Raw genomic sequence first — 26393 nt, 5'->3', positions numbered from 1 at the left:
CACCGACCGAGGCGTTATGCGTCATGGTGTCGTTCGGTAACTGCTTGTGAATCGAGTTGTGTATTGAGCCAAGGATTCGCGTTACGGCGGTGACAGTGGCGAATTCGCATCCGCTGGGTACCGGACGCGAGGTATCTTCCTCGCGTCGCCTGACGAGGGGCGCCCGCCCCAACAACTCGGACGACACCGAGGGTCGTGGATCGCGCCCGTCGTCTGGCTCGGCGGCTTCCGTCGGCGAAGTACAAAACGACGTCGCTAACAGCGACGCCACTGGCGAGGTACGGGGGTGGCCTCGGGTGCCGGTGGTGTCGGGCATCGAGTCGCAGCGACGAGAAGCATGGCGACGATGCCGCCGGCCACCACGAACAGTGTGGTGCTGATTCCCTCTGCGGTCGCGACACGCAGACGTTCGCCGGTGAGGTCGTCCAGACCAGCGGTCGCCACGAGAACGAGGATGGCGAGGCCGACTGCGGCACCGACGCCGGAGCCGGTCGAGGCGATACCTGAGGCCGTTCCCTGGTCCCGGTCTGCCACTCCGGTCGCAGCGGCGATGAACATGGCGGTGAACACCACGCCGTCACCGATGCTGAGCGCGACGAGCCCTGGGATCAGATCGACGTACGAGCCATCCGGCGAGCTGGCGAGGCCGAGGAGCACAGCGCCGAGCGCCCCGATGGCAAGTGCGGCCACCAGCGTGCGCTTGAGCCCGAACCGAGTGACGAACTGGCCGGCCGCCGTCGAGCCCGCCACAACGATCGCTGTGGGGATCAGGAACCCGGCGCCGGTCTGCAGGGCGTCGTATCCGAGGATCTGTTTGGCTCCGGGCCAGATCAGGGCCAGTCCTCTGAGATGGGGAACATGTGGGAGTAGGGATCGGGCTCGCCTGTTGAAGGATCCAAGCCGGCCCTGAGTCGTCGATGTTGCTCTCGCCAGCTGACGAATGTGTCTGTCCGTTTCCAGAGCGACGCATCGCCGAGCGGGCAGGTGTCGAACTGGCCCAGCATCATTCGGGTGATGAACTGGACCATGTTGCAGTCGAACAGGGCCCACGGCGACTCGTCCCACGAGTGGTGCCGGCGCCAGGCTATGACTGGCCACTTGTCCGGATCCGGGTCGTTCATGAGCCAAGCCATCTCGTTGGCGTTCATTCCAGAACCCCAGGGCAGGACGGCATCGGCACCCAACGTCACGCCTGAGACCCCCGTGCCCTCCTCCCAGAGCCTGCGCAGGGCGTCCGTCATGGCTCCGATGTGACATCCTTCCCACCCGCGCACGTCACTCGGGAGTGGGGGCAGAATGATGAGCTCTCCGATATCGCCCACCCCGTACGTGTCCAGGAGAGCTTTGTAGTCACTCGGCAGCTTGGCGCCCAACCCGACTTCGGCCGCAGTCCAGTCAATCTGCTCGCCGCCTGCGAAGTCTGCCGGCACGAGGTCGCGCCCCCGCCACGAGCAGTACGGCGACATCGGGATGAATGCCCATGGTGAAGCCCCTTGAGGTCAGTGGTCAGCAACCCTAGCTGTGTGAGCTGACACCGTTGCCCCGTGGGTAGCCAGGCCCCCGGAGGCCAGCCAACGTGTTCAACATAGGAAAGCGCGGAGCGACTTCAACGAACCACTCGCCCCCATCCGAAACCCTCATGGACGCTCGCCACGCGCGGCGAGACCTACCGCCTCCTGAAGCAACACAGCTACGCACTACGCGACCTCAATCACGCTGTGGAACTCGATCCCGACCTGGCCGGGGCCATCAGCAGCCGCGGGATCGCCAACCGAGAGCCGGTCCGCTACCGACGACGCCCTCGCCGACTTCAACCGAACCCTCAGCCATCGAGTCCTGCTACGCGTGGGCAATCGCCGGGCGAGGCGAGCCCCACCGGCTCCTGGGCGCCTTGATGCCGCGGTAGCCGACTTCGACCATGCCTCGACATTCGATGAGACCAACAACTGGTTTACCCAGCTGCGGCAGTTCACTGCCGCTGGGAAGGCGTACGGCGGTCAGGCGTCCCGACCGCTCCTCGGTCACCTCGCCGGTGATCTCCGCGCCCCGCTCGGCGACCTGGGCGCGTACGGCGTCGAGGGCGTCGCACATCAGGTGGAACTCGTGCTTCGGGGCTCCGTCGGTGGGGTGCACGGCGACCTCGTCGGGCGGCGGTTTGAAGGACAGCCGGCCGTGGCCCGCGTCGAGGTGGGTGAAGCCGAGGACGTGCTTGATGAAGGCGCGGTCGGCCTCGGCGTCCACCGCGGCGCTTCGCGCAACCGCCGCGTCATGAGGGACGGCGTCCTGCCGTCGCGCGAACTTGTCTCCACACTCCTCCAGCACTTGCTCCATCTATCGAATTTCGATAGATTCCCATCGTCATTCGATGGAAGGGTGGGCTGTGGGAAAGCTGACAGTGCGTGCGCTGCGCGCCGTACTCGTGGTGGTGCTTGCCGGCACCGTGTTCGTGCAGGCAGGGATGGTTTGGGCGTTGGTCAGTGGGAGCGACCCGGAGGACGGGTCGCTCCCACTGACCCCGCTGCGAGTGATCACGATTCTGGGCATGGTGTCGGTCCAGGTTGCCCTGGTCTGTGTATGGCGGCTGGTGACGATGGTGCGACGCGGAACCGTGTTCTCCCACGCCGCCTTCCAGTACGTGGACGGAGTGATCGGCGCGATCGTGGCGGCTGCCCTCTTGTGGTTCGCGGTCACGGCCATCAACGCGCCGGGCCAGCGGGAGGACCCGGGCGTCACCGTCATCATGGGCGGAGTTGGCGTGGCCATCCTCGGGGTCGCGCTGATCGTGCTTGTGCTGCGGATGCTGCTCGCGCAGGCCGTCGCGCGCGACGTCGAAGCAGCGCAGATGCAGGCCGAGTTGGACGAGGTGATCTGATGCCGATCGCCGTCGACATCGACGTGATGCTGGCCAAGCGGAAGATGTCCGTGGGCGAGCTCGCGGACCGCGTAGGGATCACGCCCGCCAACCTGGCGGTACTCAAGAACGGCCGCGCCAAGGCGGTGCGCTTCGCGACGCTCGCCGCGCTCTGTGAGGTGCTCAAGTGCCAGCCGGGTGACCTGCTGCGCTGGGAGGCCGAGGACACTGCAGGCGGATGACGGGCCTTTCCAAAATCATGGACATCCCGACGCCCTGAGATCAGAGTGGAAGACCGTGCCCGCCGACGCCGCATCCCGATCACACTTGCCTGTCGACCCACTCCGCGAGCGGGTCAGGACCGTGCCCTAGGAGCCCCGGCCTGCTGAAGCGAACGACCGAGATATCCGACCTCGCGATCCGCGCGGCGTACGGCACGATGGCCGGATCTCGGATCAGCCAACTGCCGTGTACAGGTTCTCGCCAACTTCGACGAACAGAGGTGCCATGACCTGCGACGGATCCACGGGCGAACCGCCGATGCGAACCGTCACAGCCGCTGTGGCCGAGCGCCGTAGCCGGCCCGTGAGCGTCTTGGTCCCGGGTGGGCGCGGTAGGTGCCACGGAATCGTGCGGCACCGGGGCCGGCAGGCCTTCGTGGACCGCGGAGGGGCCCCGGCTACCCTGGCGAAATGATGGATGAGGGGGATTTCCGGGCCGGCGATGTGCTGTCGGTTGCGTGTCCCTTCACGGTTACGACGGTCGAGCAGGGGGTCACGTGGGACTGCGTGTCGGTGCGGTGGCCGTGGTGGGAAATCGACAACGACAGTGCGTTCGCGCGCTGGAACGGGATCGTCGCGCTCGGCGTGGGCAGCGGCGGGCACGTCGCGCCTGAGATTGAAGCCGAGCTGTTTCGAACGGATCCCCCGCCCGAACAGCTGAAGGCGGGAGATGCCTGTCGGGTCGGCGTGCCACCCACCGTCGTGCATGTGACGGCCGTCGACCGCCACGATCCTCCGCTGCAGACGGCCTGGCTGCCGCATCCCACCCAGACCGTGACCGTGCTGCGCCGAGGTCTGTCCTATCGCGAGTTCCCGGAGGAGAGCCATCTCGACGGCTCGGGGTACACCATTCACCCTGGCGACGGGATTCCCTTCACCTTCGAACTGTTGATGCGTCCATACCCGTCACTCCAGATGGGCGACGAGGTCGCCGACGCCGCCGGCCGGGCATGGCGGTTCGAGGGGCCTTGGGACTGGTCCCCCTTCGATGGAGAGCCGGCAGGCGAGGGCCCTGCGTGGCCGCTCGTCCTGCTCACCCGGGCAGGAACCCCGTGCTCCGCCGAGGACGCCGAGGCCGTGGCGGCGAGCACAGAGAGCGGCTCGCACCAGGAGACGGTCCGCGAGTGGATGGCACTCACCGAGGCCTCGCCCACACCCTGACCCGACGGGACGCCTTTGGAGTCTGTCCCATGGCTGAACCCGTCCCTGGCCCAGTGGGCCGACAGTTGTGCGCGGTCACAGCAGCGCAGCGTGATCCCCGCCCCGGTTGGCTGACTCAGAGCATGCACAGACCGGATGCTCTACGCCCGTCAGAAGCAGTCGACGGCGGTTGAGGACGATCCGTTTCGCGCGACCCTGAAGCCGGCCGCGGCCCGGCCCTGACTCATGGCTGGGCGCCGCCTTCGTCGAACGGCGGCACCTCCTGGACGTTGACGTCCGCGCGGATCCGGTGCCGGTGCGCCGGATGATTTTATTGTCCGCCGCCATCGCGGGCGGCATCGACGTCGAACTCCACCACCAGTGGTGGTTGCGCCCGAAGGCGCGGCTGCCAATCCGACCGGCGCCAAGATCGCGGCGGCGGCAGCGGCCGACACGGTGCCACGGGACGAGGCGAACCTCCGTGTGAACCTGGTGCGGCTGGCTGTGTAATCTCCCCTGTCACATCACAGGGGAGGGATCATGCGAGGTAGAACGGCCGGAACGGCCTGGATCCTGGCGAGTGGGGCGGTAGCCATCACGCTGCTGTCCGCGGCGGGGGCCCATGCGGAGGGCAGGGGGGACATCCGGGTCACCAAGACCGTGGTCAACGGCGGGAACAACGTCATCATCGGCACATCGGCGCGCGTCACCTATCCGATCGCCATCACGATCCGGGACGACTCCGGCGTGAAAGGCCTGTCGGACATCAGTGTGTTCAACAAGACGAACGGCTGGGGCTTCAGCGACTGGGTGGGCACCCGGTGCGAGAGGAAGAGCTCCACCACCTCGGTGTGCACGGCCACCATGACGGTTGCTCCGGACTGGCTTCCGGGCAGTGTGCCCGAGGACGTGAACCGCACCGCGGGCGTCTGGCAGGTCAACGCCACCGTCAAGGCCAATGACGGGGACTACTGGATCTCCGACCACATCGCCGAGTTCAAGATGAAGCGTGCTTCCAAGCTCACGACGAACGCCGCGCCCGAGCCCGTGGCCAAGGGGGCCACGCTCACCGTCACCGGCAAGCTGTCGCGGGCCAACTGGGAGGACCTGAAGTACCACGGATATCCCTGGCAGGAGGTGAAGCTTCAGTTCAAGAAGGCCGGCACCGCCTCCTACACCACGGTCAAGACGGTGAAGACCGGCGACACTGGGCAGCTCAGTACCAAGGTCACTGCCACCTCGGCGGGTAGCTGGCGGTGGTACTTCCCCGGCACGACGACGACCGCGCGGGTCGTGTCGGCCGGAGACGCGATAGCCCTGAAGTAGCAGCAATTCAGCAGAAGTTCTGCGCCCGGGTCGCGTCGGCCTCCGACGTGACCTGTGCCTGCTGCCCTCCTGCGGGGCCGCACCCCATGGCGGTCCCCGGAGCGCAGGCCTCCGTCCCAAGCGCAGGTAGCGGTGGCACATAGGACGACCTCGGACTGTCAGAGGTACGCCGTACCGTCGGACCACGACCCTGGGGTCGCGGGCTGTTGAATTGAGTGGCGAGGGTGGGGAGCGAAGGGTAGGCCTTGATCGCCCGTGGATAGGTTCGGAGCATGACTGGTGACTGGCGGACGGATCGGGTCGGGGCTGCTCTGCGGGGCGAGAACCCGACAGTGCTGCGGCGGCTTGGGTCGGGATTTGCGGTGATCGGCGACGTTCAGTTCCTGCCGGGCTACGCGGTTCTCCTCGTGGATGAACTGAATGTTCAGCGGCTGTCCGACCTGCCGAGGGTCAAGCGGCTGTCGTTTCTGTCCGACATGGACCGACTCGGGGAAGCGGTTGAGCGGGCCTGTCGGCAACTGGACCCTCATTTCCGCCGGGTCAACCTGGAAATCCTGGGGAACACCGAGCCGTTCTTGCATGCCCATGTTTGGCCGCGCTTCGAGTGGGAGCCGGCCGAGTTGGTGGGCAAGCCGGTGTGGCTGTATCCGCGTGAGCGGTGGAGCGAGGAGCGGTTCAGACTCGGTCCGCAGCACGATGTGTTGCGGGATGCGATCGGCAGCGAATTGGACCAGTTGCGTTCGGTGGGCTGACGGCGCGTACCCCCGACCATCAGGTCGGCAGGGCGTCAGAGGGCCGGCGGCTTCCGGGGTCGCCTGAAGCGCGACGTTGGTGACAGATGAATGCCCTGGCCCGGAATTACCTGCTGTTGGTCGGCACGGATGCCAGGTTCGCTGTGGGGCCTACAGGCGTCGACGAGCCCGCTGGGTTCAGGGGGAGCGATCAGGCCGAGACAGACTTCCGAAAGGCAGTGGCAACTGGAGATGAAGGCGACCGCGACCAACTGCGGCCGGCTTCACACCTCTGCATAGGCTCGGGCCCAGCGTTGGTTGACGCCGATGTGGTAGCTCCGCACGATCACCGTACCTGCCCTGGGATGTACGCGGTGCTTCTCGGCAGCGCTGGGCTCCGCCCTCGCCGTGCTGTCGAGCGCGAGCTCAATCGGAGGACGTGACCGGGGACCGGAGTCCGAGCCACTGCTCGGCGTCCCAGGCCTGGAACCGCTCTACCTCAGTGAACCCCAGCTTTGCCGCGAGGCGCAGCGAGCCGATGTTGGCGGTCTGGGTCGTGAGCACCACCGGCTCGCCGGGAAGGACGCCGTCGAACCAGTCGAGTGCCGCCGCGCACGCCTCGGTCGCGTATCCGAATCCCCACGCCGGCGGCAGGAACAGGTAGCCGAGATCGGCCTTCCCCGCGGCAGCCGGGCGACGGTGTCCCGTTGCTCTCCTGAGCAGGACCTGGCCGATCATGGCCCCGTCGAGATCAACGACGAAACTGCCGGGCCACCGCCCGGGCACGCCGGGCATCTCACGTTCAAGCTCGTCTCGAGGGCGGGGGCCGCCGAGGTAGGTGTGCACCTCGGGCGACGACAGCAGCTCGATGAACGCCGGACGGTCACGGGTCTCGGGCTCCCGGAGCACGAGCCTCTCGGTTTTGATCGGGGCAGGTGGCCAGGCGACGGATTCGAGACCAATCATGCCAGCCACCCAATCAGCAGGCTCGGCAGCGATCAAGAGCGCCATTGACTCGCTGGCCCCACCCGCCCAAACACGCCAACCAACATCGGGTTCAGCCGCCTAAGGAATCTCGGCAGGTGAGTGGGCGGGTGGAGCACTTTACATGAGGTTGGTGTAGATACAACATTGGAGGGGTGGGTACCTCGGTCGATGAAATCGTGCAGGACTGCCTGGCGGTGCGTATCCGGTTGATAGGCCGGACGGTCACCGGTCTCTACGATGGCGCCCTTGAGCGTCACGGGGTGACGATTGCCCAGGTCAACCTGCTCGCCGCTCTGGGCAAGGTGGGCCCGTGTCCGCCGGCCAGGCTGGGTGAGGTGCTCCAGCTGGAGAGGTCCACGGTCAGCCGGAACCTGCATCTGCTGCTGAAGCAGGGGTGGGTCGAGGCCGCGGTGTCCGACGCGAAGGGCATGCGCGAAGTGGTGCTGACCGGTGCCGGTCGGGCCAAGATCGAATCCGTGATGCCGGCGTGGCGGCAGGCCCAGGAGCAGGCTGCTCGGCTTCTGGGGGCCGGCGTGACGGCGGTCCAGGAAATTGCGAGCGACATGGGCTATCCGCCACGCGCATAACGCCTAGGGGTCGGTCCGCGGCCCGCTCTACGCGCAAATGTTGTATATACAACGAGAGGATTTGCCATGAATGTCTCCTTTGCAAACAGGGTCGTACTGATCACGGGTGCATCTCGAGGAATCGGCAGAGCCGTTGCGCTGGCGTTCGCCGGGAGGGGGCACTGCTGGTTCTTGCGGCCCGCTCGGCCGAGGGGCTCGCTGAGGTCGAGGGTGAAGTTCGCGCTCTGGGCTCGGAAGCGCTGGTAATCCCGACGGACGTGACCTCCCCCGAAGCGGTGACGGCTCTGGTGGACGCCGCGGTGAACCGGTTCGGACGGATCGACGTGCTGGTGAACAACGCCGGGATCGGGAAGGTGGGCTCTGTCGAGTCGGCGGCGTTCGAGGACAACGTTCGTCAGACGATGCGGGCGAGCCTCTTCGGCATGATCAACGTAACGCAGGCCGTGCTGCCGGTGCTTCGGCGCCAAGGTTCCGGGGCGATCGTGAACATGTCCTCCGTGATGGGACGCAAGGCCTTCACCCGATTCGGCTCGTACGCGATCGTCATGCACGGGGTTTCTGCCTTCTCGGACAGCCTCCGCCAGGAGGTGGTCGGCGGTGGGATCCGCGTATCGGTGATCTATCCGGCGCTCACCGCCACTGATCTGCTGCGGGAGGCGAAGGAGGCGGAGATGCCGCGCCGTTCCGGCACATGACGCCCCTGTCGGCGGACGAAGTGGCCCGAGCTGTGGTGGCCGCAGTCCGGCAAGGCAAGCGACGTGTAGTGCTGCCGCGCATGGCGAACATGCTGCTGCTCGGCGAGGCTTTGTCGCCCCGCATCGGCGACCTGATCGCAACCGCTCTGACCAAGCGGCGCATCGCCAGGCTGCTCAGGATGAGCAGCGGGACGACCTATCACGAGACGATCGCGGGATACCCGGGCCGACGAAGCGACGCCGGTACATGACGCGTACGTCGTCGAGGGTGCTGCTGCTGGTCGCGCTCCTCCTGGCGTCGTTCCTGATCAACCTCGACACCACGCTGGTCAATGTCGCGCTCCCGACGCTGTCCCGGGAGTTGGGCGCCTCCAACACGCAGTTGCAGTGGGTGGTGGAGCCTACAATCTCGTCTTCGCCGCGCTCCTGCTGGCCTCGGGGAGCCTGTCGGACCGGTTCGGTCGCAAGGGCATGCTCATGGCCGGCCTGCTGGTGTTCGGTGTGGCGAGCTTCGTCGGCGGCTACGCCGGCTCCTCGGCGGAGCTGATCGCGGCCAGGGCGGTGATGGGCCTGGGCGCAGCGATGGTGTTCCCGGCCACGCTCGCGCTGCTCACCGGCGCCTTCACCAGCCGCAAGGAGAGGGCGCTGTCCATCGGCCTGTGGGGCGCGACGGCCGGGATCGCCATCGCGCTCGGGCCGATCGTGGGCGGGTTCCTGCTTGAGCATTTCAGCTGGTCGAGCATCTTCTATCTTCTGGGCCCGGTGTCCGCGATCGTCGTCGTTCTGGTGACGCTGTGCGTCCCAGGTGCGCGGAACCCGGTCCCGCGCCGCCTGGACTTCGCGGGTCTGGTCCTGTCCGCGGCTTCATGGGGCTGCTCGTCTACACCATCATCGAGGCCCCGAACCGCGGTTGGGCGTCATCAGCGTCGCTCGGCGGCTTCGCCGGGGCCCTGGTCCTGCTGATCGTGTTCGTCGTCGCCGAGCGTCGTGCTCCCGAACCGATGCTCGACGTGCGACTGTTCAAGGACATGCGCTTCAGCGCCGCCAGCGCCTCGGTCACCATCGCGTACTTCACGCTGCTCGGATTCATCTTCCTGATCACGCAGTACTTCCAGTTCGTCCGCGGATACAGCCCTCTGTCGGCCGGCGTCCATCTGTTCCCGGTCGCGGTCTCCGTCGCGCTCGGGTCGACACTCGGCACACGGCCTGATCGCACTCACCACACTGATCGTGCTCTTCCTGTTCACCGGCAGCATCGCCCAACCGTTCAGGGCCCTCATCCTCAACGCCCTCGGCATGACCGCCGCCCTCGGCACGATGGTGTGGATCTTCCAAGCCGGCCACCTCTCCTCGTTGCTCGGCTTCACCCCGCGCCCGATGGACACAGCGATGACCGTGGCCCTGTTCTGCATCGCCTTCGGCCTGTCGATGGACTACGAAGTCTTCCTCACCAGCCGCATCAAGGAACTGCACGACAGCGGCGCCACCACCTTCAGCGCCGTCACCGAAGGACTGGCGCGCACCGGACGGATCGTGTCGACCGCAGCCGTCCTCCTCGCGGTCAGCTTCTTCGCCTTCGGCACCGCCTCGGTCAGCTTCCTGCAGATGTTCGGCCTCGGCTGCGGACTGGCCATCCTTCTCGACGCCCTCCTGATCCGCGGCATCCTCGTGCCGGCCGCAACGCGACTCCTCGGCCGCCACGCCTGGACCGCTCCCGGCCCCCTGCGCCGCCGCCACGACCACGTCGGACTCACCGAGGCCGAAGAACCCAAGGACCTCACTCCAGTCGGATAGCCCTCCCCAAAGCCTGTGCCATAGGCGCTGTTCGCGCACCCACGTGCTCTTCGGAACAGGGGACTTGTCGGCCGCGCATGAGGCCGCCCTGCGCGTCCAGCACTCCGACGTACCGGAGCCTCGCCGCGGTCACCGGTGCGCGTACGGTGGCATCGCCACCCAACACAACGCCTATGGCGCCGACGCCGGTGAGTTCGCCGTTCGCTGGCCATACCGGTGCCTTGTCGTTCCATGCGTGCGGGCCCCGTCGCCGTCGGTGACGTGGGCCCGCTCAAAGTCCGGTACAACCTACGGGTACAAGATGTAGGTGTAGCAGTTGCTGCAGCCCTTGATGTACGCCCAGCGGAACATCCCGCTGGGGCTGGTGAGCTTGACCTCCGTTGCGTCGTTGCGCCACTCGCCCAAGTTGCCACCCATCACACGGAGCCAGACCTGGCCGTCGCACCAGGCCGTCCCATCGGAAGGGTTATCGCCCTTGATGACCCGAGCCGACGTTGAGCGTGTAAGCGTTGTCGCAGGAGCACTCGTACTGGAACGTGCCCGGGCGGTCGACCTTGATCGTGTCGTACAACTTCCAGGCTGAGCCGACCTCGCGCGGCAGCCGACCGGGGGCCCACCCGCAGACTGCGGTCGCACCAGTTCACCGCGGCGAAGGTCCGACGACTCCTGCGCCAAGGGTGATGATCTCAAGGGTGCGGCGGTGATCGGCTTACCGCCGCCCACGCAGTGGATCAGCTCAACGGGCCAACCCATCAAACAGACACGCTCTGGCACGCAGGACTGCGGGGGCCTTTTGGCTCAGTCTTCGGTGACACGGATGATTGTCTTGCCGGGGGTGCGCTTGTCCGGCGCGAACGCGGAGGCTACTTCGGCGAGTGGGCGGACGGCGCCGATGATGGGCTTGAGGCGGCCGTCCCGCAGGCGCTGGGCGAGGTCGGCCAGGCGGGTCCGGTCGGGTTCGACGACGAAGAAGATGGCTCGCCCGTCGTGAGGGTGGACGGTGACCGGTTCGGCGATGGTGACCAGGGTTCCGCCGGGGCGGACCAGTGCGGTGGAGCGTTCGAGGATCTCGCCGCCGATCACGTCGAACACGACGTCGACCTCGCCGATGTCCTCCAGTTTCTCGGCCTGGAGGTCGACGAAGACGTCCGCGCCCAGCTCGAGGGCGGTGTCGCGGTCGGCGGCCCGGCCGGTGCCGATCACCCGGGCGCCGGTTTCGCGGGCCAGTTGCACTGCGAGGGAGCCGACTCCGCCCGCGGCGCCGTGGATGAGGACGCTCTGGCCGGTGTTCAGGTGGGCGTGGTCGAACAGGGCTTGCCAGGCGGTGAGCCCGGAGATGGGCAGCGCGGCGGCCGTGACGTGGTCGACATCGGCCGGGAGTGGGGCGAGGTTGCGGGCCTCGACGGCTGTGTACTGGGCCAGCGAGCCGTTGCGGGTCCAGTCGGTCAGACCGAACACGCGCTGCCCGACCGTCAGGCCGGTGGTGCCGTAGCCGAGCTCGGTGACCACGCCGGACAGCTCGTGGCCGGGCACACTGGGGGTGCGGTCACGGCCGGCCCGGTCGGTCCAGGTGCTGGGCCAGTCGAGCTCGCCGGGGGTGAATCCGGCGGCGTGGACCTCCACGATCACGTCGTTCTCGGCGGCGTACGGGTGGGGCAGGTCCGAGAGGGCCAGGCCGCTGACACCGGCGTCACGGTCCTGGACGGTGATGGCTTGCATGAGAGGTTCCTCTGCGTAGGGGACGTTCAGGGGGGCCACAGCCGCGCCTGATGGGCGCAGGCACCGGCCCACAGGAAGCCGAACGCCCGCCATGACCAGTTCCAGCGCTCGCCCGCCCGGCAAACGCGCACAGCGGCGGACGCAGCACGGCTGACAGGTGCCGTCGCGATGACGCTTCCGACTGTAGGAGGGAAGCAGCCCAAACATCTGGGCCACTTGCACCCAGTTCCAGTGGGCCACTTGGGGGCTGGGCGCCGCGGGCGCACGGCGGGCGTCTGAGCCGCGGCTTTGTGCGCGCGGCATGCACGACGTCAGCGGGCCGTCCCCTTCCGGGGGCCGCTCCTGGCCCGGCCCCACCGCGGGCGAGCATGAACCGGCCCGGCGCCGGCTCGGCCAGCCAGCCCCGCGCGACCAGGCGTTTCGCCTTCGACCGCAGCGCCTCCACCCGGGCCGGCACCACGTCCATGCCAAACGCTGCGGCCATCTCCTGGCAGGTCAGCGGCCCTTGCCCGAGCCGCCCCCGGTCCGCGAGGGCCTCGAGCGAGACGCCCGCCACTGCCTCCGAGGGCGACTGACATCCCCGGGAGCGGGGTGTCACGTCCGGGGCCTGCCGAGCCCAGCCGTCTCGCAAGCCCCGGACGTCGGCGCGGGCCGCCCGGCCTCGGGGGGAGGGGGAGGCCAGTGTGCGATGGCAGCCCGCGCGGAGCCGGGGAGGGGCGGCCGCCACCCTCACAGGAGGCCGCCCGTGCCCGGCCGTACAGGACGCGTCAGCCGGCAGCCATCGCCGTTGCCGCGTACGTCAAGGAGATCAGGGCCAGTACGGCCGCCGGGACGGCCCGGGGCGGTGGGTCACCGTGGCGCAGGTGGACCACCGCTGCCGCGGCCATCAGCAGGGCGAGGCCTGTGGCGGCGGCTACGCCCAGTGGCGTCCAGGTCAGACCCGTCAGCAGACCGGCGACCCCGGCCACCTCCAGCGCGCCGACGACGCGATAGAGGCGGACCGACATGCCGAGATGGGCCGCCGCCTGGCGCATGATTGGCGCCGCGGCGAGCTTCGCAAGTCCCAGCGGAAGGAAGACCAGGGACAGGGCGACGGCAAGCACCGTTGTCATGAGGTGGACCTGCCCTTGCGTCGCTCGGTGCCCAGCCGGGCGTAGTGGTCGATGAGATCGGGGTCCGCCACGGTGGCAGGGTTGACGACCTGCTCGACCGGGGCGCCCTGGAGGAGTCGCTTGATCGGGACCTCCAGCTTCTTGCCGGTGCGGGTGTGCGGGATGCCCGGCACTGCGAGGATCTCGTCGGGGACATGGCGGGGTGAGGCGCCGGTGCGGATCGCGTCGCGGATACGGTCGCGCAGGGCGTCGCCCAGCTCGACACCGGCCGCCGGCACCACGAACAGCGGCATCCAGTAGCCGCCGTCCGGTTCCTCCGCGCCGATGACCAGCGCCTCGGCGATCTCAGGGAGACGTTCGACGACGTCATGGATGTCGGCGCTGCCGAGCCGTACACCGTTGCGGTTGAGCGTCGAGTCGGAGCGGCCGTGGATGATCACCGAGCCGTGCCCGGTGACCGTGATCCAGTCGCCGTGTCGCCACACGCCGGGGTAGGAGGAGAAGTAGGCGTCGCGGTAGCGGGTGCCGTCGGGGTCGTTCCAGAAGTACAGCGGCATCGAGGGCATGGGCCGGGTGACGACCAGCTCGCCGACCTGGTCGATGACGGGGAAGCCCTCGGCGTCGTACGCGGCCAGCGCCACACCCAGGTGCGGCGCGGACAACTCGCCTGCCCAGACCGGGGTGTTGGGGGCGCTGCCGGCGAAGCCGGACACCACGTCGGTGCCGCCGCTGATCGAGGCGAGCAGGACGTCCTCGCCCACGTGGTCGCGGACCCAGGGGTAGGCGGAGGCGGGCAGGGCGGAGCCGGTGCAGCCGACGACGCGGATCGAGGACAGGTCGTGCGCGGACGGGTCGATGCCGAACTTGGCCATGCCCAGCAGGTACTGGGGGCTGGTGCCGAAGACGGTGACCCGGTGGCGGGCGGCCAGTTCCCACAGGACGTCGAGCTTGGCGAAGGGCGCCGGGCTGCCGTCGTAGGTGCAGGTCGTGGCACCGGTGAGGAGGGTGGAGGCGACCAGGTTCCACATCATCCAGTGGGTGGTGGTGTACCAGAGCAGACGGTCGCCGGGGCCCAAGTCCGAGTGCAGGCACAGGATTTTCAGATGTTCCAGCACCACGCCGCCGTGGCCGTGGACGATGCCCTTGGGCAGACCGGTGGTGCCGGAGGAGAAGACGACCCACAGGGGGTGGTCGAACGGCACGGGTACACAGGTGAGTGGCTCGGTTCGGGTGGAGGCGTCCTCCCAGGGAATCACCAGCGACGGGTAGGCCTGCGACTGCCACGGCAGCCCCACGTGGTCCACCAGCAGGGTCGCCTTCAACGTTGGTAGCGCGCGGGCCAGTTCGAGGGCGGCGTCGCGGCGGTCGTGGGTGGTGCCGTTGAAGAGGTAGCCGTCGGCCGCGATCAGCACGGTGGGTTCGAGCTGGGCGAAGCGGTCGGCGGCCGCCTTGGGTGCGTAGTCCTGCCCGCACACCGACCACACGGCACCCAGGCTCGCCGCGGCGAGGAACGCGACGATGGCGTGGGGGGTGTTGGGGAGGTAGCCGACGACCCGGTCGCCCTTGCCGACGCCGAGGTCGCGCAGGGTGGCGGCGATGGAGGCCACGAGGGCACGCAGCCGTGCGCCGGTCACCTCGTATCCGGAGCCGGTCTCGTCGAGGGCGAGGATCGCCGCGTCGTCGTCGCGGAGGTTGCGCAGGGCGTGGTGGGCGTAGTTGAGGGTGGCGCCGGTGAACCAGCGGGCGCCGGGCATGGTCTCCTCGGCCAGGACCTGCTCGTAGGGGGTGTTGGCGTCGATGCCGAAGTACTCCCACACCGCGCCCCAGAAGTCCTCCAGGTCGGTGACCGACCAGCGATGCAGGGCGGCATAGTCGGTGCCATCCACCCCGACGTAGCGGGCGAAGTCCGCGATACGGCTGGTCGCCGCTGTCTCTGGATCGGGTGTGAAGAACGGGTCCGGATACGACGTACTCATCGTGTGGTGCTCCTCAACAGGCTTTTCGGGGCCGCCCGTTCGGCAGGAACAGGGCTTCGAGTGGTGTGCAGCAGGGAGGCCAAGGCGGCGGTCGACGTGAAGTCGCGGCCACCGGAGGGGACGACGTCGATCACGACGCGGTCGGGCCGCAGCAGGACCGCGTCCGCGCGGCCGGCGCGCAGCCAGGCGGCGAGGGTGCCGTCGTCGCCGAGGTCGGCCACCGGGACCGCGGGCACGCCGAGGCCCTGGGCGAGCGCGGTCAGCGCAGGCCCGGGCTCGGCGGCGGTCAGCACGGCGAAGGAGTCTCCGAGCACGTCGTCGAGCCGGGTAGGCCGTCCACCGACGCTCACCCACGGTTGCGGACAGTGCGTGCCCGCCAGGCCCCGGCGGACCCCGCGCCGCACCAGCGGCCCGGCGGTCAGGGGCGGGCTGAGGTCGCGGCCGGCCAGCTCGGTCAGGCCGGGTACCCGGCAGGCGGCGGCCAGCGCCCGGCGGCGGATCGCGGCGGCGCCGTCCTGACCGCCGGTCATCGCCCAGCCCATGGCGACAGCCAGCCGGACCACATGCCGGGCGTGCGGCCTGCGTTCGCTCTCGTAGGTGTCCAACAGCCGTTCATCGCCGCCCTGTAGGAGGACGCGGGCGAGCTTCCAGGTGAGGTTGTAGGCGTCCCGCAGTCCCGAGCACAGGCCCTGCCCGACGAACGGCGGGGTCAGGTGCGCGGCGTCACCGAGGACGAAGACCCGGCCGCTGCGCCAGCGGTCGGCGACCCGGGCCCGGAAGGTGTACTGCGTCTCGCGGACGACCTCGAAGTCACCGTCGTACGAGGACGGCAGCCACGGAGCGACCAGCTCACGGACCGTCTCCCGCCCTTCGCCGAGCCGGAACTCCCAGCGGTAACGGTTCTCGCTCACGCGCATGAAGGTGGCCGGCCGGACCGGGTCGCAGACCTGGTCGACCCCCTCCCAGCAACGGACGGGGCCCGTCGTATCGACGTCGATGACCGTCCAGCGTTCCTCGAAGCGCAGGTCCTCCCAGGCGCCGCCGATCGCCTCGCGCGTGAGACTGTTGGCGCCGTCGCAGCCCAGGACCGCGTCGGCCCACAGCTCATGCTCGCCGCCGTCCTCGTCACGGTAGGTCACCCGGACCGGGCCGGCGGTGTCCGGGCCGACGCCGGTGACCTCCACGCCGGCGCGCAGTTCGCATTCCGGGCGCTGGGCCAGGGCGTCGCGCAGCACGCGTTCCAGCCCGGGCTGGTCGAACATGCTGGTCTGCGGGTAGCCGTGGCGGCCGTGCGGGGAGCGCTGGAACTCGGCCATCACCCGGTGCCGGGCATCCAGCAGCCGCAGCCCGCCCGCCGGGCGGGAAATTGCGGTGAACTCCTCGCCGACGCCCGCGGCTTGGAGGATGCGATGGATCTCGTCGTCGCCTGCGACGGCGCGGGGGAGCGGGTAGATGTCCTGGTGGCGTTCGAGGACGACACTGCGGACTCCGCGCCGGGCCAGGAGGAGGGCGGCGGTCACGCCCACCGGCCCGGCCCCGACGATCACGACGGGCACACGTGCGGCTTCATCGACGGTCATGTGCGGCTCACCTCGGGTGTCAGTTCGCGGCCGCGACGGGCGTACGCTGCTCGCCGAGGTCGATGCGGCCGTCCGGGGTCGCGATCGTCGCCGTGATCACGTCGCCCGGGTGCAGGTAGTGCGGGTTCTTCGCCTGGCTCTTGAAGAACGCCTTCCACTTCAGCGCGGGCGGCAGCAGCGCGCCGATCTTCTCGACGGCCTTCGGCGGGGCCTTCAGGGCGGTGCCGCCGGGGGTGCCGGTGAGCAGCAGGTCGCCGGCGTCCAGGGTCTGGAATCGGGCCAACAGGGTGAGTGCCTGCGCCGGACGGACGATCATGTCGGCCAGGGTGCGGTCCTGCCGCAGCTCACCGTTGACGCTCAACTTCAGCCGCAGATCGAGGAGATGGGCGAAGTCCTCCGGCTCCAGCAGCGTGAGGTGCGGGCCGGTGGGCGTGAAGGTGGGGTACGACTTGCTCTCGTAGAACTGCGTCTTCGTCAGCTGCACCTCACGGGCGCTGACGTCGTTGGTGATCACCAGTGCGGCGACGTACGCCGGCAGGTCCCGCTCCTCGACAACGGTGCCGACTGGCAGCGGCGCGCCCATGACGAGCCCGAGTTCGATCTCGTAGTCGAGGAACTTCACGTGGGAGGGGCGGACGACGGCGTCGCCCGGGCCGCTGACTGAGCCGGAGGCCTTGCGGAAGAAGGCGGGTGGGATGTCGCCCTTGAAACCCGAATCGCGGGCGTGGCTGCGGTAGTTGACCATCTGGGCGACGACCCGGCAGGGGGTGGTGACCGGCGAGAGGGCCACCAGGTCGGCGACGGGAGTGCCCGCCTCACCCGAGCGGGCCGCCTCTCGCACGGCGTCCCGGTCGGCGAGCAGTTCGGCGGTGGTGGCGGCCTTGGTGTCGACGGGGACGGCGTGGTCACCGCGGACGACCCACCAGCCGTCGGCGGTACGCAGGACATCGGTACTCATGTCAGTGCCTTTGTGTAGGAGCCGGGGGTTCAGGAGGAGGCGGCCTTGAGCAGGCCGAGCAGGCGCGCGGGGTCCATCTCGTTGTCGCCGCGCAGGGCCTGGATGACGTCGCGGACGCGCTGAGGGGAGGGACTGGCGCCGAGGAAGTCACGCGTCGCGGGCGGGCCCCACTGGGCGAGCCCGCTGGTCGACATCGGCGCCCAGCCGGGCTCGACGTCGCAGGAGAACAGGTCGCCGTCGGCGAAGTGCTCCAGCATGAAGTGGTCGGGGTCACGCCAGTAGTCGAAGAGCTGGCTGCCCTGGATGTGCCGGCCGATGCCCCAACTGCGCTTGTAGCCACGCTCCTTGAGGTACTCACCACCGGCGGCGATCGAGTCCAGGTCCGTGACCTGGTAGGCCGAGTGGACGTATCCGGTGCCCGGCCCCAGATGCATCGCCAACGTGTGGTGATCGGCCGGCACACTGCCCAGGTCGCAGCGGATGAACGCCATCGTCGGACCGCGCCCGCGCTGCCCGTCCAGGAACAGGAAGTCGGACACGATCATCCCGAGGGTGTCCAGATACCAGTCCAGGGCCTGGCCGAACACCCGTGTCTCCAGCACCACATGGCCGAGACGCTGGATGCGCGAGGGCTCGCGCGGCGGGCGCTGCGTGGCGTTCGTACGACGGTGATCGGTGCCGAAGTTGAGCAACAGCGGTCGCTGTTCCGGCAGTGCCGGGAGCTGTTCGCCGCAGTGCACGACCCGGACCGGGAAGCCCGACGGGTCGAGCAGGTCGACCACCTTGCCGCCGCCGGGAACGTCGGAGTCCCGCACGGACGATCCGGTGGCGCGGGCCAGCCGGTCCAGGTCGCCCCGCTCGGCGGCGCGAAACGCCGGACCGATGAAGTGGGACGTGCGGCCGCGCCGGATCACCATGCAGGGCGAGCCGCCGAAAGTGCCCCGCAGCCACAGTTCGGAGTCGGTGCGGGCCGCGATCTGGAACCCGAAGTCCCGGGCGAAGACCTCGGCCCGGTCCAGATCGGGCTTCTGGAACTCCAGCCAGGCCAGGTCGGCCACCTTGATCACCGGGTTCCGGGAGCGACCGGGGTGTTCGCCCCGCAGGGCGCCCTGCTCGCTGTGGAGGTCCTGATGGGCCGTGATGACGTCGGCCCCGTTGACGCGGATTTCAGACATGGTGCCCTCCGAGCAACATTGCCGTAATGAGGAAATCATCAACTGTGACAGTTCTGTCGTCAAGGTGTTCGCGGCAGGAAATGATGAATCCATCAGGACTGCGATCCCCGTCGCCCGGCGGTTAGACTCTGCGCATGTCTACGTCAGCCCCGCCCAGCAACCGGTTCGAGCGGCGTCGCGCAGAGACCCGTGGAGCTCTCGTGCGAGCGGCCCGGGAGATACTCGCCGAGAGCGGTGACACCAGCGCGAGCATCCAGGCGATCGCCGAGCGCGCGGACGTGGGCTTCGGCTCCTTCTACAACCACTTCGACTCCAAGGCGGAGCTGTTCGAGACGGCAGTGGTGGATGCCCTGGAGGAGTTCGGTCAGGCCTTCGACGAGCGGCTGACCGGGATCGACGACCCGGCGGAACTCCTCGCGGCCGGCTTCCGACTCAGCGCCCGGATGGCCGATTCCCACCCGGAGCTGATGCAGGTCCTGCGCCGCCGCGGCCTCGGCCACATCCACTCGGACAACGGCCTGGCCCGACGCGCCCTGCGCGACCTCCAGGTCGGCATCGCCTCCGGCCGCTTCACCGCCCTCGACCCCGTGGTCGCCCTGTCCGCACTGGGCGGAACCCTGCTGTCCCTGGTGGAGCTGCGCTTCGCCCGCCCCGAGGTGGACGGCGACGAGGCGGCGGTCAACCTCGCCGAGATGGTGCTGCGCATGCTGGGTCTGTCGGCGGACGACGCTCACGAGGTGGCCCGGCGCCCGCTGCCCGACCTCGACTGACCGCCCTGCCTCCAGGCACTCGACGACGAGTCCGGGCGGGACGTGACCGAGTGGCCGGTGAAGCGGGCGTCGATCCCGTCCTCGGTGGTGGTCACCGACCGCAGACGCAGCCCCTCGGGGATGTTCCGCAGCGTGATGGGCTGGTCCAGGGCCTTGTCGAGCAGTGATTTCAGCCAGGGGAGCAGTTCACCGCGCTCCGCCTGTACGTCCGTGAAGGCGATGCGGTTGCCGCTCGCCGCCGAGACGGCCGCGCTCACGGTCACGTCGCCGACGAGCGGCAGACTCGCGGTCGCGTCGACCCGGCCGGACTCCTCGCCCTGCGACACCTGCACGCCGAGCGCGCTCGACCCGTCGGCGTAGGAATGGAACGCGGTCGCCGTGACGCTGTCCGCGTGAGCCTCGTCGGCGCTTCCCGAGCCTCGAAGAAGCGGAACGGAGAACGGACTTCTCCGTTCTGGCATGCAGGCCCCGACCGATCCGCGGCTGAATCCGGAATCGGTCGGCCTGGACAGGGGGGAATCAGGCGGGCAGTTCCTTGATGTCGGACGGCTCCTGCGGCTCGATGCCGTTGAAGCGGTGCCGGAAGTGACTGGAGGCGGGGTACGCGGCGCGCCGGGAGCGCATGATCGAGCCCAGCGGGCGGTGGGCCTCCAGGGCGTGCCAGGGGCTGAAGGAAAGGACGTCGTCGGCGTAGCGGCGGCGGGCGTCGCTGTAGGCGTCCTGGGCGGGCAGATGCAGCACGGCCACGGTCTGGTGCGGTGACAGTTCCTCGGGCCACAGGACCGAGGCGTCCTCCACCGGCATCCGGTCGATGTCCGTGCACAGCTGGGCACGGATGTCGTACTCGGCGCTGTTGTCTGCGAAGAAGTCGACGACGAGGTCGCGCAGAGCCGACTCGCCGGCCTTCTTGTCGACGTGGCTGCCGGTGAGGGCCCTGACGTTCGCCGAGCGGGGCGCGGCGGACATCTTCGCCACGTGGTCGCCGTAGCGCAGCGCGGCCATGGAGTGGAAGGTCTCGCCGAGGATGTGGTCGTTGGCGGCGGCCAGGGTCTCGACGGCGGGCGGAAGCGGACGTCCGACGCGCGTGAGGGCCTTGGCGGCCACGCGGGCGGCCGCGCCGGTGAGCTGGAGCTGCTGGTCGCTCTGGCCGGGCTGTTTCTCCAGGAGGTCCTGGAGTTTGGCGTACTCGGCGATGTTGCCGAAGGGCAGGGTGGGGTGGTTGACGAGGAGGAAGTCCTGCGTGGTGAAGCCGTCGTCGAGGGCGCGGGGCCCCAGGGCGCCGATCACCTTCATCGCGAGGCCGCGCTGGACGGGCACCTGGTCGGAGCGCAGGTCGCCGGGGGCGGAGGAGAAGCGGACGATCACCGGGTAGGTGACCGGTTCCGCGAAGAGGCCCTGGGCGAGGTGGGCGGGCAGGTCGGGCTGGATGCGCAGCTCGCCGGCGAGGACGCCGTGGCTCTTGGCGTGGGCGTCGCGCAGGCCGTGCCGGTGTTTGTCGGCGACCTGCTGGTTGGCCTTGCCCATGGCCGCGACGACCTGGCGGACGAGTTCGTCCTCGTCCGGAAAGGGCTGCTCGAGGTCGGGGCTGTAGCGGACGTACGAGGTCATGGGGAGTGTCTCCGCGCGAGGTGGGGGTCAGTTGCTGCTGAGCCAGCGGATGGCGGACAGGCTGGGCATGAAGAAGTACTCGCCGCCGAGGAGGGTGTTGAAGGACTGGATGTTCTGCACCCGGCGAGGCGGGGTCCCGGGCACGGTGAAGTAGGCACCCTTGTCCTGGAGCGAGATCATCGGGTCCTTCTCCTTGCCCAGGCCCATGAAGTTGCCGGAACCAACCCATTCGCTCTGGAGGAACTCGACGTTGTCGATGGCTCGGGCGCCGAGGGCGATGAAGTCCAGGCCGCGCGGCCGGCCGTCGTCCTTGAGGCGGTCCGGGGGCAGGGGGGTGCCGTAGGAGGTGCCGCGCCGGATGATGCGGCGGATGTTGACGTCGCTGAGGACCGTGAGCTTGGTGTCGCGCGGGTTCATCCGGCGGATGTGGGAGCCGAGCGGGGTGCGCAGCCCGCGCGGGTCGGCGGCGTAGTCGAAGTCGTTGATCCGGTTCGGGTCCTCACCGATGGCGGGGTTGTCGCGCTCCGGGGTCAGGGCGAGTGGTGCGCCGCTGCGCCAGCGGCCGACCAACTTGGCGGCCAGCAGCTCGCGTTCAGCCTCGGAGGAGGCGTTGTCGTGCAGCCATTTGTTGAAGGCCGCGACGTGGGAGTGGTACTTGCGGAAGACGACGTACGTGCCGTTGCGGCCCAGGACATCCGGAGCCGGCACGGGCAGCGGCACACCGGTCTCGCTCGGGTAGCCGAGGACGAACTCCCCGGCCTTGATGGGCCGTCCGTCGCCGGGTAGGGGTTCGGCGCCGCTGCCCTCGACCACCGGCTGGCTGAAGCCGTCCCGGTAGCCGAAGACGTTGAACCCGTCGGCCGCGAAGTCCTGGTGCGACAGCAGCCGGACGCCCGGGACTTCGCCCAACTCCTTCTCGTAGGCGGCGACTTCGGCCCGCCAGTCGTCCTCGCTCGCGGCGTAGACCGTGACGGCCACGTGCACGCGCGGGGTGCCGAAGGGGAACTCCCAGCGGTCCGGCGCGTTCACGCCGGTGTCCCGCAGCCGCTCGGCGCGGGCCGCCATCCCGGCGCGGAAGTTGGCCGGGAAGGAGGCCAGTGAGGCCTCCGGCAGCCCCAGTGCGACCAGTCCCTGGTAGCTGAGGGCGAGGGCCAGCCAGGACGGCTGCGGTTCGTCCCAGCGTGCCGCCGAGGTCACCCGAGGGGCCAGCCGGCGCAGCAGTTCCCTGCCCGCGGCCGGTTCGGTGATCTCCAGGATCGCGTGGGTGCCGAAGTAAGGCTCGGGCCGGGCCCGCAGCAGGGTCGCCTGGATGTCGTCGAGGTCCAGGGTGGGCGGTCGGCGCAGCCGCCGGAACAGCGGGGAAGGCATGGCGTGCCTGCCTTCAGTTGAGGTCCGACAGGAAACGCTGCACGGCGGCCTCCTGCCGCTTGAGCCGGTGGCCTTCAGCGACGGTGAGGTTGGGGTGGGCGACGAACCACGCCTCGGCCGGGATCTGGTACTTGACGATGAAGTCCTTCACGTCCGGCGAGGTGATGCCGGGCCAGCCCTCGACGTTGCTGAACAGGTAGTCCATGAACTCGGGGATCTTGGTGGCGAAGTCGTCGATGTAGGGGTCCCACTCGCCGTCGAAGGCGGTCGCGAACAGTAGCTTCGTGTCGTTGTCGAGGAACACGAACCGCATGTTGTGCAGGGTGCCGACCTGACCGGCGCCCGCCAGGTTCCCGCCGACCAGGCCGAAGAACTTCCGCAGCCGCTCGGCGCCGTTCGGCTTCAGCGGCAGGATCGTCGTCAGCTCGGACACCTCACCGCTCTTGGCGCCTATCCGGCCGGCGGTGGTGACGGCGTGTTCGGCCATCTCCTCCTTGTCGGCGAGGATCTCGGCGGCCTTGAGCTTGAGGGCGATCTTGGCGTCCGAGAGCGCGGCGTCCACCCTCTCGCGGACGGCTTCGGGGAACTGCTGGAACTTCGCATGCAGGGCGTTTTCGCTCATGGCGCCTCTCCTGACGGGTGTGGCGATACTTCGCATACCGCCACAAATAGGCCTTGGTGAGATGGTGTGCAAGCGGGAAGAGACCCCTATTCTGACCATCTCCGCATGACTGATTATATCATCAGTGCACTCCTCCGGCTTGTCAACGCGCCACTCGCGTGGCCCATACAACTATGAGGCGGGGTGACTCACGGCCGCTCTGTGAGTCACCCCGCCTCATGGTGGTGCACCCCGACACGTCCATCACTCGAAGGAGTTCCCGATGGCGGATCACTTCTCCGGACCGCGCATCCTCTTCGATCCCGCGTCCGACGTCGCCGACGTCTTCGCGCCCCAGCCCAGCCCAGCCCAGCCCGGACCGGACCGGACCGGCCAGGCTGCCTGGTGCAGCCTGGATCGGAGCCAGGTGTCGAGGGCAAGAGCGACGATGTCTCCGTGCGGGCTGTCGGCCTCGGCGTTGCAGCAGCGCACGCATCGCTGGAGCTGGAAGACTTCGGGACGGCGTAGTTGAGCTGTCCGCGTCTTGGCCGACGCGAGGGGTGGCCGCTCCCTGGCGTGGGTGTGACCGCTTTATGCACAGTCATCGATTTCAGAAGCCGCGGGCGGTCAGTCAATCGTCGAGCAGCTCCGGTTCCTCGCGACCTGAACGGCGCGACGTCCTCGGAGTGGTTGGTGGACCTGGGGTGAGGCCTTTCGCCACTTTGTGGGAGACCCTGCTCTGCGGCCCGCAGGCCATGCCGGATATGCGCACATTCCTCGGCGCGCTGCACCGCGCGGCTTTCCGGGGGCAACCCGACTTCCCGCGCGGCGCGACGTCCGGGAGCCTCATCCGCTCCACGATGCTAGATACGGCATTGAACAGTTCACTGCGCTAGTGAACTGACCACTGAACTCTGTCGTGCGCAACTGAACTGTTCAGTGCCGTTCAACAGTGGCCTCCCCGCCGCCCGCACCCGCAACCCACCACGGCGCCGGCGGCGAGGCCACGTGAGCGGCGTCGGTGAACGCCCATCTCGTCAGCAGCCCGGGCGTGAACAGCGGTATCAGCGCCCACAAGACGCTCCCCATGGGACTCGTTCCCGCGGCCGGGTGATCAGCGCCAGCCACCCTTGCCACACCTTCAGGCCCACTCCGTCGGCGCCCAGGCCGAATCCTTGCGCCAGAATCCGGCCGTAGATTCGCTCGGTCGCGGCGCCCTCACTGCGGTCGAGCAACAGACTCCGCAACTTGGCTGATCGCGCCTGTGCGCGACATCGAGTGATTCAGGGTTCGTCTGAGGCTGGCTGCCGAAACACCCCCTCTCGGGGAAGGGGGTGCAATCGTCTGCTACGCCGTCTCCCCACCATCGGCCCCCCGCGACCCCGGCGAAGAGAAGCGTTCAGTACTGCTCGGTCTCCACGAAACCCGCATCCCCGTTGTCGTCGGCGCCGAAGGCGGCGGCGGTCGGGTCGAATCCGGGCGGGCTGTCCTTCAGGGCCAGGCCCATGCCGGCCAGCTTCGCCTTGACCTCGTCGATGGACTTCGCACCGAAGTTGCGAATGTCGAGGAGGTCCGCCTCGGAACGAGCCAGGAGCTCACCCACGGAGTGCACGCCCTCACGCTTGAGGCAGTTGTACGACCGAACGGTGAGCTCCAGCTCCTCGATCGGCAGCGCCATGTCCGCGGCAAGGGCGGCGTCCGTCGGGGACGGGCCCATGTCGATGCCCTCGGCGTCGATGTTCAGCTCGCGGGCCAGGCCGAACAGCTCGACCAGCGTCTTACCGGCAGAGGCCATGGAGTCACGCGGACGCATCGCCTGCTTGGTCTCGACGTCGACGATCAGCTTGTCGAAGTCGGTGCGCTGCTCGACACGCGTGGCCTCGACCTTGTACGTGACCTTCAGAACCGGCGAGTAGATGGAGTCGACCGGGATACGGCCGATCTCCTGGCCCACCTGCTTGTTCTGCACGGCGGAGACGTAACCGCGGCCACGCTCGACCGTGAGCTCCATCTCCAGCTTGCCCTTGCCGTTGAGCGTGGCGAGGACGAGGTCGGGGTTGTGCACCTCAACACCGGCCGGGGGCGCGATGTCGGCGGCGGTGACCAGACCCGGACCCTGCTTGCGCAGGTACATCACGACCGGCTCGTCGTGCTCCGAGGAGACGACCAGCTGCTTGATGTTGAGGATCAGGTCGGTGACGTCCTCCTTGACGCCCGGCACGGTGGTGAACTCGTGCAGCACGCCGTCGATACGGATGGACGTGACCGCCGCACCCGGGATCGAGGACAGGAGGGTCCGGCGAAGGGAGTTGCCGAGGGTGTAGCCGAAGCCCGGCTCCAGCGGCTCGATCACGAACCGGGAGCGGAACTCGTCGACGACCTCTTCGGTCAACGAGGGACGTTGAGCGATCAGCACGTGATGTAGCCTCCAGTGGTTTGGCGCCCGCTATGTGACGCCGTAGACCACGAAGGATACGGGCGAATACGAGCGACAAGGTCTCGACGGAATCGGAACCGCCCGAATGTCTGACGCGGTGAGGAGGCTTCGGGCCTCCCTTCCGCCCGCCGCCGCCCGCCGCCGCTTCTGCTTCTGATTTTGATTTCCGGTGCTCGCACGGTCACGAGCGCGTAGAGCACTCCATGATCACGGGACCTTGTCGGCACCGTCCCCAGGTCACATCAACGCCGCAGCCTTGCCTGCCACCCAGGCCCGCCAGACATGAGGTGTGTTCGGCATGTCAGGGCGGTCAAGGAGCCAGAGCACATACCCCGCATGGCACCGGGCCCACGGACTGTCCGAATCGGCCGCACGATCGAGCCTGCCGCGCAGGTCAGCGCTGTCGACAGCCCGGGCAACCCGCACGTACTCGCGGTCCTTGCAGCGATACGCGCGGAGGACGACGATCTCGACCAGATCGGTGAGCTTCGCCCTGATCGCCTCCTCCTGGTGGGCCATGGCCATATCCCGGATAAGACTCTGCTTCGTACCCCACGCCTTCGCGTGTTGCGTCCACTCCCGCGGGTATCTCGCTTCCCACTCCAGGAAGAGCAACGCATAGGGCAACCCCGGCCAAGTCGCCAGATCTCCGCTCGCAGGGCGATCCCACAGTCCGTCAGGCAGTGAACGTCTCTGC

The 26393-nt window shown here is 68.7% G+C and carries 28 protein-coding genes and 1 pseudogene; 11 read left to right on the top strand and 18 right to left on the bottom strand.

Annotated elements, in window-relative coordinates; all coding sequences use genetic code 11:
• Positions 1 to 255: 255 nt before the first annotated feature.
• From ACIRD7_RS40285 to ACIRD7_RS40275, 3 genes are all read right to left on the bottom strand, one after another.
• Positions 256 to 792 carry an MFS transporter gene (locus tag ACIRD7_RS40285; RefSeq protein WP_403461084.1) on the bottom strand — a complete coding sequence of 179 codons (537 nt, stop codon included), beginning with the start codon at positions 790 to 792 and terminating at the stop codon, positions 256 to 258.
• 38 nt (positions 793 to 830) lie between these two features.
• On the bottom strand, positions 831 to 1241 hold the full coding sequence (locus ACIRD7_RS40280) for a hypothetical protein (protein WP_403461086.1): 411 nt from the start codon (positions 1239 to 1241) through the stop codon (positions 831 to 833).
• Between the two features lie 598 nt (positions 1242 to 1839).
• On the bottom strand, positions 1840 to 2331 hold the full coding sequence (locus ACIRD7_RS40275; RefSeq protein ID WP_403461052.1) for a hypothetical protein: 492 nt from the start codon (positions 2329 to 2331) through the stop codon (positions 1840 to 1842).
• Positions 2332 to 2380: 49 nt separating this feature from the next.
• Between ACIRD7_RS40275 and ACIRD7_RS40270 the strand changes: the two genes are divergently transcribed.
• The 5 genes from ACIRD7_RS40270 (at position 2381) to ACIRD7_RS40250 (ending at position 6350) form a co-directional block, all read left to right on the top strand.
• Positions 2381 to 2872 carry a DUF2975 domain-containing protein gene (locus tag ACIRD7_RS40270; protein WP_403461049.1) on the top strand — a complete coding sequence of 164 codons (492 nt, stop codon included), beginning with the start codon at positions 2381 to 2383 and terminating at the stop codon, positions 2870 to 2872.
• Positions 2872 to 3093, top strand: a complete 222-nt coding sequence (locus tag ACIRD7_RS40265) for a helix-turn-helix domain-containing protein (protein ID WP_403461048.1) — start codon at positions 2872 to 2874, stop codon at positions 3091 to 3093. The genes ACIRD7_RS40270 and ACIRD7_RS40265 overlap by 1 nt, the downstream gene beginning before the upstream one ends.
• A gap of 450 nt (positions 3094 to 3543) precedes the next feature.
• Positions 3544 to 4293 (top strand): hypothetical protein, encoded by a 750-nt coding sequence (locus ACIRD7_RS40260; protein ID WP_403461046.1) that lies wholly within the window; start codon positions 3544 to 3546, stop codon positions 4291 to 4293.
• Between the two features lie 519 nt (positions 4294 to 4812).
• Positions 4813 to 5598 (top strand): hypothetical protein, encoded by a 786-nt coding sequence (locus ACIRD7_RS40255; RefSeq protein WP_403461045.1) that lies wholly within the window; start codon positions 4813 to 4815, stop codon positions 5596 to 5598.
• A gap of 272 nt (positions 5599 to 5870) precedes the next feature.
• Positions 5871 to 6350 carry a diadenosine tetraphosphate hydrolase gene (locus tag ACIRD7_RS40250; RefSeq protein WP_403461044.1) on the top strand — a complete coding sequence of 160 codons (480 nt, stop codon included), beginning with the start codon at positions 5871 to 5873 and terminating at the stop codon, positions 6348 to 6350.
• A 405-nt stretch (positions 6351 to 6755) separates the two neighbouring features.
• Here ACIRD7_RS40250 and ACIRD7_RS40245 read toward each other — a convergent pair whose 3' ends face one another.
• The gene (locus tag ACIRD7_RS40245; protein ID WP_403461083.1) at positions 6756 to 7295 is read right to left on the bottom strand and encodes a GNAT family N-acetyltransferase; all 540 of its coding nucleotides are present in this window, start codon (positions 7293 to 7295) and stop codon (positions 6756 to 6758) included.
• A gap of 173 nt (positions 7296 to 7468) precedes the next feature.
• Between ACIRD7_RS40245 and ACIRD7_RS40240 the strand changes: the two genes are divergently transcribed.
• From ACIRD7_RS40240 to ACIRD7_RS40220, 5 genes are all read left to right on the top strand, one after another.
• Positions 7469 to 7903, top strand: a complete 435-nt coding sequence (locus tag ACIRD7_RS40240; protein WP_403461043.1) for a MarR family winged helix-turn-helix transcriptional regulator — start codon at positions 7469 to 7471, stop codon at positions 7901 to 7903.
• Complete coding sequence (locus ACIRD7_RS40235; protein WP_403461042.1) at positions 7804 to 8598, top strand: SDR family oxidoreductase; 795 nt, start codon at positions 7804 to 7806, stop codon at positions 8596 to 8598. The genes ACIRD7_RS40240 and ACIRD7_RS40235 overlap by 100 nt, the downstream gene beginning before the upstream one ends.
• 80 nt (positions 8599 to 8678) lie before the next feature.
• Positions 8679 to 8849, top strand: coding sequence for a hypothetical protein (locus ACIRD7_RS40230; protein WP_403461040.1), 171 nt, complete (start codon positions 8679 to 8681; stop codon positions 8847 to 8849).
• A 136-nt stretch (positions 8850 to 8985) separates the two neighbouring features.
• On the top strand, positions 8986 to 9561 hold the full coding sequence (locus ACIRD7_RS40225) for an MFS transporter (protein WP_403461038.1): 576 nt from the start codon (positions 8986 to 8988) through the stop codon (positions 9559 to 9561).
• Between the two features lie 189 nt (positions 9562 to 9750).
• Positions 9751 to 10392, top strand: a complete 642-nt coding sequence (locus ACIRD7_RS40220) for an MMPL family transporter (protein ID WP_403461082.1) — start codon at positions 9751 to 9753, stop codon at positions 10390 to 10392.
• Positions 10393 to 10680: 288 nt separating this feature from the next.
• Here ACIRD7_RS40220 and ACIRD7_RS40215 read toward each other — a convergent pair whose 3' ends face one another.
• The 8 genes and pseudogenes from ACIRD7_RS40215 to ACIRD7_RS40180 all read right to left on the bottom strand — a co-directional run bounded on the left by ACIRD7_RS40215 (position 10681) and on the right by ACIRD7_RS40180 (position 18912).
• Complete coding sequence (locus ACIRD7_RS40215; protein WP_403461037.1) at positions 10681 to 10809, bottom strand: hypothetical protein; 129 nt, start codon at positions 10807 to 10809, stop codon at positions 10681 to 10683.
• Positions 10810 to 11190: 381 nt separating this feature from the next.
• Positions 11191 to 12111 (bottom strand): NADP-dependent oxidoreductase, encoded by a 921-nt coding sequence (locus ACIRD7_RS40210; RefSeq protein ID WP_403461036.1) that lies wholly within the window; start codon positions 12109 to 12111, stop codon positions 11191 to 11193.
• 340 nt (positions 12112 to 12451) lie between these two features.
• Positions 12452 to 12652: pseudogene (locus ACIRD7_RS40205) on the bottom strand (hypothetical protein); the annotation flags it as partial.
• Positions 12653 to 12878: 226 nt separating this feature from the next.
• Positions 12879 to 13223, bottom strand: a complete 345-nt coding sequence (locus tag ACIRD7_RS40200) for a DoxX family protein (protein ID WP_403461035.1) — start codon at positions 13221 to 13223, stop codon at positions 12879 to 12881.
• Positions 13220 to 15199 (bottom strand): acetoacetate--CoA ligase, encoded by a 1980-nt coding sequence (locus ACIRD7_RS40195; protein WP_403461033.1) that lies wholly within the window; start codon positions 15197 to 15199, stop codon positions 13220 to 13222. Before ACIRD7_RS40195 ends, ACIRD7_RS40200 begins: the two co-directional genes overlap by 4 nt.
• Entirely contained in the window at positions 15196 to 16779 is a 1584-nt protein-coding gene (locus ACIRD7_RS40190; protein ID WP_403461032.1) for a bifunctional 3-(3-hydroxy-phenyl)propionate/3-hydroxycinnamic acid hydroxylase, read from the bottom strand. The genes ACIRD7_RS40195 and ACIRD7_RS40190 overlap by 4 nt, the downstream gene beginning before the upstream one ends.
• 19 nt (positions 16780 to 16798) lie before the next feature.
• On the bottom strand, positions 16799 to 17737 hold the full coding sequence (locus tag ACIRD7_RS40185) for a fumarylacetoacetate hydrolase family protein (RefSeq protein WP_403461030.1): 939 nt from the start codon (positions 17735 to 17737) through the stop codon (positions 16799 to 16801).
• A gap of 29 nt (positions 17738 to 17766) precedes the next feature.
• A complete protein-coding gene (locus tag ACIRD7_RS40180; RefSeq protein WP_403461028.1) occupies positions 17767 to 18912 on the bottom strand; it encodes a VOC family protein in 1146 nt (381 codons plus the stop codon).
• A gap of 134 nt (positions 18913 to 19046) precedes the next feature.
• On the opposite strand from ACIRD7_RS40180, the gene ACIRD7_RS40175 reads away from it, so the two are divergent.
• Complete coding sequence (locus tag ACIRD7_RS40175; RefSeq protein WP_403461027.1) at positions 19047 to 19682, top strand: TetR/AcrR family transcriptional regulator; 636 nt, start codon at positions 19047 to 19049, stop codon at positions 19680 to 19682.
• Here ACIRD7_RS40175 and ACIRD7_RS40170 read toward each other — a convergent pair.
• The 6 genes from ACIRD7_RS40170 to ACIRD7_RS40145 form a co-directional block, all read right to left on the bottom strand.
• Entirely contained in the window at positions 19643 to 20143 is a 501-nt protein-coding gene (locus ACIRD7_RS40170) for an LmeA family phospholipid-binding protein (RefSeq protein WP_403461025.1), read from the bottom strand. The two genes, ACIRD7_RS40175 and ACIRD7_RS40170, sit on opposite strands and share 40 nt — an antisense overlap.
• A 58-nt stretch (positions 20144 to 20201) precedes the next feature.
• On the bottom strand, positions 20202 to 21290 hold the full coding sequence (locus ACIRD7_RS40165; RefSeq protein WP_403461023.1) for a catalase family protein: 1089 nt from the start codon (positions 21288 to 21290) through the stop codon (positions 20202 to 20204).
• Between the two features lie 27 nt (positions 21291 to 21317).
• Positions 21318 to 22658, bottom strand: a complete 1341-nt coding sequence (locus ACIRD7_RS40160; RefSeq protein WP_403461021.1) for a Dyp-type peroxidase — start codon at positions 22656 to 22658, stop codon at positions 21318 to 21320.
• Positions 22659 to 22671: 13 nt separating this feature from the next.
• On the bottom strand, positions 22672 to 23280 hold the full coding sequence (locus tag ACIRD7_RS40155; RefSeq protein WP_403461019.1) for a hypothetical protein: 609 nt from the start codon (positions 23278 to 23280) through the stop codon (positions 22672 to 22674).
• Positions 23281 to 24658: 1378 nt separating this feature from the next.
• The gene (locus ACIRD7_RS40150) at positions 24659 to 25675 is read right to left on the bottom strand and encodes a DNA-directed RNA polymerase subunit alpha (protein WP_403461017.1); all 1017 of its coding nucleotides are present in this window, start codon (positions 25673 to 25675) and stop codon (positions 24659 to 24661) included.
• A 258-nt stretch (positions 25676 to 25933) separates the two neighbouring features.
• Positions 25934 to 26215 carry a hypothetical protein gene (locus ACIRD7_RS40145; RefSeq protein ID WP_403461016.1) on the bottom strand — a complete coding sequence of 94 codons (282 nt, stop codon included), beginning with the start codon at positions 26213 to 26215 and terminating at the stop codon, positions 25934 to 25936.
• Between the last annotated feature and the right edge of the window lie 178 nt (positions 26216 to 26393).

The sequence above is a fragment of the Streptomyces sp. NPDC093568 genome, assembly GCF_044764945.1.
Classification (GTDB): Bacteria; Actinomycetota; Actinomycetes; order Streptomycetales; family Streptomycetaceae; genus Streptomyces.
This window is presented reverse-complemented; position numbering and strand designations above follow the sequence as displayed.

Excerpts from the sequence above, each read along its gene's own strand:
- ACIRD7_RS40170 (WP_403461025.1), bottom strand. The coding sequence starts at position 20,143 with ATGCCAGAACGGAGAAGTCCGTTCTCCGTTCCGCTTCTTCGAGGCTCG.
- ACIRD7_RS40175 (WP_403461027.1), top strand. The coding sequence starts at position 19,047 with ATGTCTACGTCAGCCCCGCCCAGCAACCGGTTCGAGCGGCGTCGCGCA.
- ACIRD7_RS40200 (WP_403461035.1), bottom strand. The coding sequence starts at position 13,223 with ATGACAACGGTGCTTGCCGTCGCCCTGTCCCTGGTCTTCCTTCCGCTG.
- ACIRD7_RS40275 (WP_403461052.1), bottom strand. The coding sequence starts at position 2,331 with ATGGAGCAAGTGCTGGAGGAGTGTGGAGACAAGTTCGCGCGACGGCAG.
- ACIRD7_RS40250 (WP_403461044.1), top strand. The coding sequence starts at position 5,871 with ATGACTGGTGACTGGCGGACGGATCGGGTCGGGGCTGCTCTGCGGGGC.
- ACIRD7_RS40165 (WP_403461023.1), bottom strand. The coding sequence starts at position 21,290 with ATGACCTCGTACGTCCGCTACAGCCCCGACCTCGAGCAGCCCTTTCCG.
- ACIRD7_RS40195 (WP_403461033.1), bottom strand. The coding sequence starts at position 15,199 with ATGAGTACGTCGTATCCGGACCCGTTCTTCACACCCGATCCAGAGACA.
- ACIRD7_RS40190 (WP_403461032.1), bottom strand. The coding sequence starts at position 16,779 with ATGACCGTCGATGAAGCCGCACGTGTGCCCGTCGTGATCGTCGGGGCC.
- ACIRD7_RS40160 (WP_403461021.1), bottom strand. The coding sequence starts at position 22,658 with ATGCCTTCCCCGCTGTTCCGGCGGCTGCGCCGACCGCCCACCCTGGAC.
- ACIRD7_RS40215 (WP_403461037.1), bottom strand. The coding sequence starts at position 10,809 with ATGGGTGGCAACTTGGGCGAGTGGCGCAACGACGCAACGGAGGTCAAG.
- ACIRD7_RS40210 (WP_403461036.1), bottom strand. The coding sequence starts at position 12,111 with ATGCAAGCCATCACCGTCCAGGACCGTGACGCCGGTGTCAGCGGCCTG.
- ACIRD7_RS40185 (WP_403461030.1), bottom strand. The coding sequence starts at position 17,737 with ATGAGTACCGATGTCCTGCGTACCGCCGACGGCTGGTGGGTCGTCCGC.
- ACIRD7_RS40245 (WP_403461083.1), bottom strand. The coding sequence starts at position 7,295 with ATGATTGGTCTCGAATCCGTCGCCTGGCCACCTGCCCCGATCAAAACC.
- ACIRD7_RS40265 (WP_403461048.1), top strand. The coding sequence starts at position 2,872 with ATGCCGATCGCCGTCGACATCGACGTGATGCTGGCCAAGCGGAAGATG.
- ACIRD7_RS40180 (WP_403461028.1), bottom strand. The coding sequence starts at position 18,912 with ATGTCTGAAATCCGCGTCAACGGGGCCGACGTCATCACGGCCCATCAG.
- ACIRD7_RS40145 (WP_403461016.1), bottom strand. The coding sequence starts at position 26,215 with ATGGCCCACCAGGAGGAGGCGATCAGGGCGAAGCTCACCGATCTGGTC.
- ACIRD7_RS40155 (WP_403461019.1), bottom strand. The coding sequence starts at position 23,280 with ATGAGCGAAAACGCCCTGCATGCGAAGTTCCAGCAGTTCCCCGAAGCC.
- ACIRD7_RS40230 (WP_403461040.1), top strand. The coding sequence starts at position 8,679 with ATGGCGAACATGCTGCTGCTCGGCGAGGCTTTGTCGCCCCGCATCGGC.
- ACIRD7_RS40255 (WP_403461045.1), top strand. The coding sequence starts at position 4,813 with ATGCGAGGTAGAACGGCCGGAACGGCCTGGATCCTGGCGAGTGGGGCG.
- ACIRD7_RS40280 (WP_403461086.1), bottom strand. The coding sequence starts at position 1,241 with ATGACGGACGCCCTGCGCAGGCTCTGGGAGGAGGGCACGGGGGTCTCA.
- ACIRD7_RS40260 (WP_403461046.1), top strand. The coding sequence starts at position 3,544 with ATGATGGATGAGGGGGATTTCCGGGCCGGCGATGTGCTGTCGGTTGCG.